General features: G+C 46.1%; 7 protein-coding genes. 4 read left to right on the top strand and 3 right to left on the bottom strand.

Annotated elements, in window-relative coordinates:
• Positions 1-206, top strand: a 206-nt coding sequence (locus tag VIM87_RS26545; RefSeq protein WP_331999910.1) for a glycosyl hydrolase, incomplete at its 5' end; no start/stop codon positions are given.
• Positions 207-352: 146 nt separating this feature from the next.
• Positions 353-1,519: an IS4 family transposase gene (locus VIM87_RS26550; protein ID WP_331999911.1), complete on the top strand. Its 1,167-nt coding sequence runs from the start codon at positions 353-355 to the stop codon at positions 1,517-1,519.
• A gap of 44 nt (positions 1,520-1,563) precedes the next feature.
• Here VIM87_RS26550 and VIM87_RS26555 read toward each other — a convergent pair whose 3' ends face one another.
• Complete coding sequence (locus VIM87_RS26555; RefSeq protein WP_331999912.1) at positions 1,564-2,178, bottom strand: hypothetical protein; 615 nt, start codon at positions 2,176-2,178, stop codon at positions 1,564-1,566.
• A gap of 144 nt (positions 2,179-2,322) precedes the next feature.
• On the bottom strand, positions 2,323-3,741 hold the full coding sequence (locus tag VIM87_RS26560; RefSeq protein WP_331999913.1) for an MmgE/PrpD family protein: 1,419 nt from the start codon (positions 3,739-3,741) through the stop codon (positions 2,323-2,325).
• A gap of 254 nt (positions 3,742-3,995) precedes the next feature.
• Between VIM87_RS26560 and VIM87_RS26565 the strand changes: the two genes are divergently transcribed.
• Positions 3,996-4,901 carry an SDR family oxidoreductase gene (locus VIM87_RS26565; protein WP_331999914.1) on the top strand — a complete coding sequence of 302 codons (906 nt, stop codon included), beginning with the start codon at positions 3,996-3,998 and terminating at the stop codon, positions 4,899-4,901.
• A gap of 108 nt (positions 4,902-5,009) precedes the next feature.
• Here VIM87_RS26565 and VIM87_RS26570 read toward each other — a convergent pair whose 3' ends face one another.
• On the bottom strand, positions 5,010-6,005 hold the full coding sequence (locus VIM87_RS26570) for an SDR family oxidoreductase (RefSeq protein ID WP_331999915.1): 996 nt from the start codon (positions 6,003-6,005) through the stop codon (positions 5,010-5,012).
• Positions 6,006-6,419: 414 nt separating this feature from the next.
• Here VIM87_RS26570 and VIM87_RS26575 point away from each other — a divergent pair.
• Positions 6,420-8,407 (top strand): PAS domain S-box protein (locus VIM87_RS26575; protein ID WP_331999916.1); only part of this gene is annotated, 1,988 nt, incomplete at its 3' end.

Genomic DNA, 8,407 nt, shown 5'->3' on the forward strand with positions numbered 1-8,407 from the left:
CCTATACACCGGCCATGGTGCTGGGCTTTATGCAAAGGCTGTTACCGCAGCTGGAAGCCCTGCCCTTTGTGCAGCGTTATTCCTGGTTTTCCGGAAACCTTACCAGCAGCCGCTTATGGTCGTCTGCATTAATAGATGCGAATGGTAAGCTTACAACGCTGGGACAGTGGTATGCCGCGTACAAACCGAATGATAAGATCAAATAATTAATAATTAAGAATGAATCATTAACGTCTCGTTAAAATAATAAGTAGTTCTTTGAAAGTCTTGATACGCTTGGATTTTAAGCGAATTTAAGGTCGTGACGATTTGAAATTACCAAATTCATAACTTTCTGAAAATCAGCTCGTTTATGAATAAAGGCAAATACGTCTTTGCACAGATAAGTTCATTTCTACCACAGCGAGTCTTTGATACAATAGTCAGCCATTATAATGGAGACTATCGTGTTAGACATTTCACTTGCTGGAACCAGTTGCTGTGCATGATGTATGGCCAATTAAGTAATAGAGATAGCTTAAGTGACCTGGTACTTACTGTTAATGCACACTCTTCCAAAGCCTATCATCTTGGATTCGGAAAAGGCGTTTCAAAGGCCAATCTCGGAAAAGCAAATGCGAATCGGAACTGGCGCATCTACCAGGATTTTGCGTATTATCTTATTGCAGAAGCGAGAAAGATTTGTATGGCAGATGATACCGTTCAATTTTCATTTTCGAATGCTGTATATGCTTTTGATTCTACTACCATCGATTTATGTCTGAATGTATTTTGTTGGGCTACCTTTCGAAGAGCGAAAGGAGCTATTAAAATACATACGCAGTATGATGTACGGACTTCAATTCCGGTTTTCATGCATTTAACTGCGGGATCAGTTCATGATGTGAAGGCGATGGATAAAATTGTTTATGAACCGGGTAGTTTCTATGTCTTTGATAAGGCCTACCTTGATTTTGAGCGACTTTTCATTATTCATAAATCAAAATCTTTTTTTGTCATCCGAGCGAAGAACAACCTGCAATTTAAAAGGCAGTATTCGGCTACTGTTGACAAATCAACCGGGGTGCGATGTGACCAGATTGGTGAACTCAAAGTGTTTTATTCGGCTAAAGATTACCCGGAAAAAATTAGACGCATTAAGTTCCACGATGAAGAGCAGAACAGGACATTTGTTTTTTTAACCAATAACCTGGATCTGTCTCCCGAAGAAATTGCAGATCTCTATAAGCATCGGTGGAAAGTAGAACTGTTCTTCAAATGGATAAAGCAGCACCTTAAAATAAAATCATTCTGGGGTACTACCGAAAATGCCGTCAAAACGCAGGTATATACTGCTGTTATCACGTATACCTTAGTTGCCATTATTCGGAAGCGATTAAATACAGAATATACCTCCTATGAGGTATTACAAATATTGGGAAGCTCCTTATTGGATAAAACACCAATAAATCAACTTCTTAAAAAACCAAGCGATCAAGATGTCAAAGAACTTTTACATAACCAATTGAAAATCTTCTAGTTTAAACGAGACGCTAGTGATTCATTCTTAATTATTAATTGTTTTTAAACTCCTGTAATAAACCCCTGCTTTTTCATTTCGTCGAATACCACTTTTGCCGATGCATCCATTAGCTTATCCAGGTTAGAGGGGTCAACAGATTTGGTGGTGCTGCTCCAGATCAGCTTATCCCGGATCAGGGAATATACATTTGTTTCCACTGTATAGGTTTTGGTGGTTCTGTAATAACCGGGGTTGTAATAAGCGTTCCAGGCATTCCAGTAATATCCCCAGAACCGGCGGTAATAGAAGGGGTAGGGGTAGGCGCCGTCCCTTACATACTCCCTGTCTTTTTCAACATCTGCCAGCCGCATTATAACAATACCATCAAATCCATCGTTCTTAATTTTCTCCCGGATGGTGGCTTCATCTTCCTTTGTTACATCCTTTGTGAGAATATTATACGAAGGAACAGCTTTGTTGCCCAGCATAGCTACCAGCTTATCTTCCGTGGTGCGGCGGTTTGCCTCTGAGTTTAATAATGCAACCACCAGCACCTTATTCAGTTTGGATACGTCTACGCTTACTTCAGGATCGCGCCAGCTTTTATCAATGCGTGCGGAGGTGCCGCAGGCTGTTAGCAGGCATAGCGCCGCTATTAGTCCCAGTATACTTTTCATATATTCTTATTTGAACAGTGATTATACTTGTAAATACCTTAAACTATAATCAAAGAGTATTCCGGGCTTTTGCGGCTATACCTGCGCTGTGCGGCTATAAACAATCCGGGGAACGATGTAAACACTTCCTGCCCCAATCAGCGCTTATGCCAGCGCATGTGAGTTCGCCAGCTCATTTGTTAAAGTGGAAATATCTTCGTTTTCCAGGTTCTGTACCGTTCTTATGATCTGCTCCCGGGTGGCTTCGTCGAGGCTGCCGGCGCCCAGCTTATGAAATTTTGCGATCACATCGTCCCAGCTAAGCGGGCGGGTGTGGAAGCCTTTGAAGTCTTCTTTTTTTATACAGCGCTCTTCGCCGCTTTTTAACTTTATGCAAACTTTGGTATCCATTTTTTCAGGATATGGAGCCGTATACGGATCTATTTTTTCTATGATCTTTCGCGGTGAATGTAAGGGCAGGCTGGTGCCCACTTCCACCTTTTGCAGCAAGGCCTGTACATCTGCCCGGCGAATGCGCTCCGGTAAAAATTGCTGTGGCCATACTTCTCCGTCCAGCAGGGCTACTGCCAACAGATAAGGCAGGCTGTGATCGGCCTGCTCTTTGGTTTGTACCAGCTTACGGGTGCCATACTTGCCTCCGCCAACAATGTTATAAGCAGTAAGAAAAGTGGTTACGTCTATCTTTTCAACCTCTGCAGGTATTATATTATATTGCTGCCGCAGCTCCAGCATAGCTTCCACTGCAGGCTGCGTATGTACTTCTGCGTTATAGCTTTTTAAGATGCATTTTTTGATGAGGGAGAAATCACCGGTGGCACAATCAAAAGCCGGATCCATTCCAAATTCATCCTTGAACCCCTTTGGGCCTTCAAAATAATTTACAGGGCCGGTAACGCCTTCCTTTGCCAGCAAAACCACATTTGTGCAGCCCAAGGCTACTAACGAAGATGCAAAGCCTTTCCACTCATAGGTATAGGATGCGCGCGTGGTAACGGTGGTGTTAAAGGTGCTGGCTGTAATACCAATGGCATGGGCTGTTTGCTCCTCTGTTAGCGAGAACATTTTGCCCAGCGCCGCGGTTACTGACATGGCCAGTAATACTGTATGGTCAATACCTTTGGCCATTAGCGGCATTTGTTCTATCAGCGTGCATTCCAGCTGGTAAGCAACCGCCATGGCAGTTAAAAAATCGCGGCCATTTACGCCTGCCAGCTGTGCGGCGGCTAATACGGCGCCAATATTATCACTGGGGTGGCAGGTAGCTTCTTTGCCCAGGAAGTTATCCATAAAATCAGGATAGCGTATGAGGAGTGTATATAATTGTGCGGCCCTGTCTACAGCCGTATGGCCAATTACCGGTACCTGGCAGGCGCCATCCTGCTGCAAGCCGGCGGTTTGCCTTAACAGCTTTTGTACGGTGGGCGCCTGCAGGGAATAGAGCATGGAGCCGATGGAATCCAATAAATGTTTTTTGAGCTGGTCGCGTATATCAGTGCTGAGTTGGGAATAGGCCGATTGCAAAGCAAAACGGGCTATTTTTTCCGTAATACTAAGTTCTTTCATACTGCTGCGTTTAATAAAGGAACGCATCCAATTTGTATGCCATGGTGAACACGGCCGTTGCTTTAATGAAGCAGCGAAGCGCTTTGCAATATCCTGATCGCTGAACACGCTTTGCCGTAATTGAGCACAATGTTCCACGTAATGTGCATTGCAAGTTTAGTTGAGGCTGGTGACGAACAGGAGCCTTTATAGTAAAGCGTTTCAAGGGAATGGCCATGGCCCTGTTTTTGTGACCACAAGATAAAACACTGCATATGGAACCTTTGAATACAGACCACCGTAACCAATATGCGCTGATAACCGGCGCCACCAGCGGGATCGGATATGAGCTTGCGAAGCTGTTTGCGCAGGATGGTTTTAACCTGATCCTTGTTGCCCGTAACGAGGACCGCCTGCAGCAGGTAACGGATGAATTGAAAAGCGCCTATAGTGTGGAAGTAACGCCTAAGGTGAAAGATCTTTTTCAGCCGGGAGCTGCTAAGGAGATCTATAATGAAGTAAAGGCAATGGGAATTATGGTTGATGTATTGGTGAACGATGCGGGCCAGGGCCAGTGGGGGCCTTTCCTGGAAACAGACCTGGAGCGCGATATAGATATAATACAGCTGAATATTATAGCCCTGCTTTCCCTTACCAAGTATTTTGTAAGGGATATGGTGGTGCGTAATGAAGGTAAGATCCTGCAGCTGGGTTCTGAAGCAAGCACTACACCCATGCCATTGCTATCGGTATATGCAGCTACCAAAGCCTTTGTGCTCTCATTCAGCGCCGCGCTGGCCAATGAGCTGAAAGATACCGGTGTAACCCTTACCGTTTTATTGCCGGGCGCTACGGATACCGACTTTTTTCATAAAGCACAGCAGGAAGATACGGTTACTTACCGCGAATCCAAGCTGGCGCCGCCGGAAGAAGTGGCCAGGGATGGTTATGAAGCATTGATGAAGGGGGAAAGCAAAATTATATCCGGCGCCAAAACTAAAATGCATGTGTTTATGTCTGATATGTTAGGTACAACCGGCAGCGCCGCCTACGCCCGTAAGCTGAATGAGATCAGTGATAAGGAAGATGGCCGTACGGAAACCACGCACGACGCTTCACGGGCGGAACGGGATATGGTTACGGAACATACCGGCAGCAGGGATGGGGATTATAGAGGGTAAAGCGGAAAGCAGAAAGCAAAAAGCAGAAAGCAGAAAGCGTAAAGCACAAGGGTTAAAAGGATGGATAGCGGATGGATCATTATTTCCATCCGCTATTTTTTTTAATGTTTATGGCTGGCCTTTCCCTCCTGAAGATCCATAAATTTGCCCGGTAGCAAAGCTGGCATCGGCAGCCGCCAGCTGCACATAAATGGAGGCTAGCTCCACAGGCTGCCCTGGCCTTCCCAGCGGGGTATCACCTCCAAAGCTTTTTAATTTTTCCTGCGTTGCACCGCCGCTTACCTGCAATGGGGTCCAGATGGGACCGGGGGCCACGCCATTCACCCGGATGCCTTTGGGACCCAGCTGTTTGGCCAGTGACTTTACATAGTTGACCGTTGCTGCTTTGGTTTGTGCATAATCATAAAGATCGGGCGACGGATCATATGCCTGCTCTGATGCGGTGCCAATAATGGCGGAGCCGGGCTTCAGATGCGGCAGGGCAGCCTTAATGATCCAGAACGGCGCATAGATATTTGTTTTCATGGTTGCATCAAAATCTTCAGAAGAAACATCCAGTAAGGATGGCCTGGTTTGCTGCCGCGCTGCATTGCAAACCACTATATCCAAACCATTCAGCTCCTGTACTGCTTTTGCTACCAGCTCCCGGCAAAATTGTTCCTGCCGTATATCCCCGGGTATTGCCACAGCTTTGCGGCCTGCTGATTTTATCAGCTCAGTTACTTCCCGTGCATCCGGTTCCTCATCCGGTAAATAGTTGATCGCTACATCGGCTCCTTCACGGGCATAGGCAATTGCAGCTGCGCGGCCCATCCCGGAGTCGCCTCCTGTGATCAGCGCCTTACGCCCGGCTAAACGGCCCGATCCTTTATAGCTTGTTTCACCATGATCAGGACGAGGCTCCATTTTACTGCATAAGCCCGGCCAGGGTTGCTGCTGCCCTTTGAACGGCGGCTTTGGATATTTAGTGGTTGGGTCTTCCAGGCCCGGTGCCGGTGCGGATGTGGGCTGTGCAGCCCCTTTGGTAATTAAAGAGGGCGCTGCTGCAAGCGCCGCAATGCCGCCCAGGGCTTTGCGGCGGCTCATTTTACTTATGTGATCCATATGATTGCTATTAAGATTAAGTGTTCGTATTTATAATGGGGTAGCTAAACCGGGTAAGCTCTCATTACCGCGTCACAAACTTTAAGCCATGTTGCGGGAACACTTAAATGGTACCGGATGTTCTATTATCGACCGGGATATGGCCCGGAACAAACCGGCGCCAGGGACGGTAATTATAAAGGATAAGCACGGATTAGCTGGTTTTGGCACGGTTATTTTAATTAAGAAATCTGAACCGGAATGTTTATTTTGAGATAAACTATTACATGCCATTGAAAGGCAGCGTATGAAAAATATGATCATGATCCGAAGCACTACTGACCTTGCAGGCAGGCAAACTATAAGGCCTGGCGCTGGTCAGCTATAACCGTTACTGATACAAGAATTTCTAACTATCCGAAAACTGCTGTTTGAATGCAGGAATTTGCTATGGTGGGCAATATTCACCTGAATAACCTACTAACATTATCCGCCGATGTATTTTGCATTTTTGACCGTAACCTTAAATTTATTGAAGTAGCGGGCGCTTCAGGTATGCCCTGGGGATATGAGCCTGCATGGCTTACGGGCAGGCCGCTGCCTTTTCTTATAAACCGTATTACAAAACCGGATGAGCCGGACGAGCAGGACTTTTTTGAGCAATTATCCCTGTCGGCACCGGTAAAATTTGAATGCCGGTTACTGGCCAACAATAATGAAGCAATAACGGTTGAATGGACATTAAAATGGCAACCGGAGCAGCAGGTTTTTTATGGTGTGGCCAGAACCCTGGAAGAAGATCCGGCTGAGGGAGCGGGTAATCCCACGGATGACCAGATGGGACGGATCATAGAGAGCATAACGGACGGGTTATGCACGGTAGATGAATCCTGGACAATAACCGGGTGGAACAAAGCAGCGGAGGGAATAGTCGGTAAAAAGCGCAGTGAGCTGATCGGTGAAAATCTCTTTGAAGCATTCAGCCGTGAGCTGACACCTGCTATCATGGAGGTTTATCAAAAAACAATGACAGAGAAAAAGATCGGGAATTTTGAAGAATTCATCCCGGTTATCAATATATGGGTGGGCATTTATGTATATCCCATCAAAAGCGGCATCCAGATCATTTTCCGCGATATTACCGAAAGTAAACTTCACCGGAAGTATAATGAGCTGGAAAAGCAGGTGCTGAAGGCTATTGCGGGAACACATACGCCGTTGACCGAAGTAATAACCAACCTGCTTAACGGGATCCACAGCATTCATCCCGGCATGTTCTGCTCTGTATTAAAAGTGCATAACGGCAAATTGTTCAACTGGTCATCACCCCATCTGCCGGCATCCTATAATAATGTTGTTGAGGGCACGCCAATAGGTTATGGACAGGGCTGCTGCGGAACCGCTGCTTACTTAAAGCAGGATATTAATGTAACCGACGTGCAGGCGGGTCCTCTATGCGCCGAATTCCGTCAATTGGCAAAGGAACACGGGTTGCAGGCCTGTTTTTCCCTGCCCTTTTATGATGAGGAGCATAACGTGCTTGGCACTTTTGCAGTTTACTTTAAAGAAGCCCGTGGCCTTAACAGGATGGAGGCCATTACCCTTGGCAAGTCCAGGATGCTGCTGGAAAATGTTATCCAGAAAAAAATTGCCACCCAGAAACTTATTGGCAGTGAAACCAGGCTAAAGGAAGCGCAGATGCTTGCGCATATTGGTAACTGGCAGGCTTCTATCCGGGAAGGTATATCCAGCTGGTCAGATGAAATGTTCAGGATCTTTGGCCTTTCCGTAAATGAGATAACTCCCTCCCTTGAAAGCTTTCTTTCTTTTGTGCATCCGGAAGATAAAGACAGCGTATTGCAGCAGCTGAAAGAAGCTGAAGAAAAAAGACAGGGCAAATCCATCAGCTTCAGGATCATAAGAAAAGATGGACAGGTAAGACATATGTATTCAGAAGGACGCTATGAGCTGGATGAGCATGGGAATGTAGACAGGATCTATGGCATACTGCAGGATATTACTGAAAAAAAGAAAGCAATACTCCTGGTTAAAAGAAGTGAAAAGAAATACCGTAACCTGTTTAATTCAAGCCCGCTTCCAATGTGGGTGTATGATATGGAAACCTATAGGTTCCTGAACGTGAATAATGCCGCCATCCGGCATTACGGGTATACCCGGGAGGAATTTCTTTCCATGACCATTAAGGATATACGACCTGCCAGCGAGATAGAAAGGCTGGAGGCAGAGCTGAATAAGATCAGGGGAACGGAGGACTTTCATGAAGGGATCTTCAAACACTGTAAGAAGAACGGGGAAGTGATTGATGTGAGGGTGCAGGGAAATGTAATTGACTTTGACGGGCAGGAAGCAAGGCTGGTGCTTGCTATTGATGTTAGCGCCCAGGTGGCCTATATGAACGCCAT

The organism is Chitinophaga sp. (assembly GCF_036569125.1).
Classification (GTDB): Bacteria; Bacteroidota; Bacteroidia; order Chitinophagales; family Chitinophagaceae; genus Chitinophaga.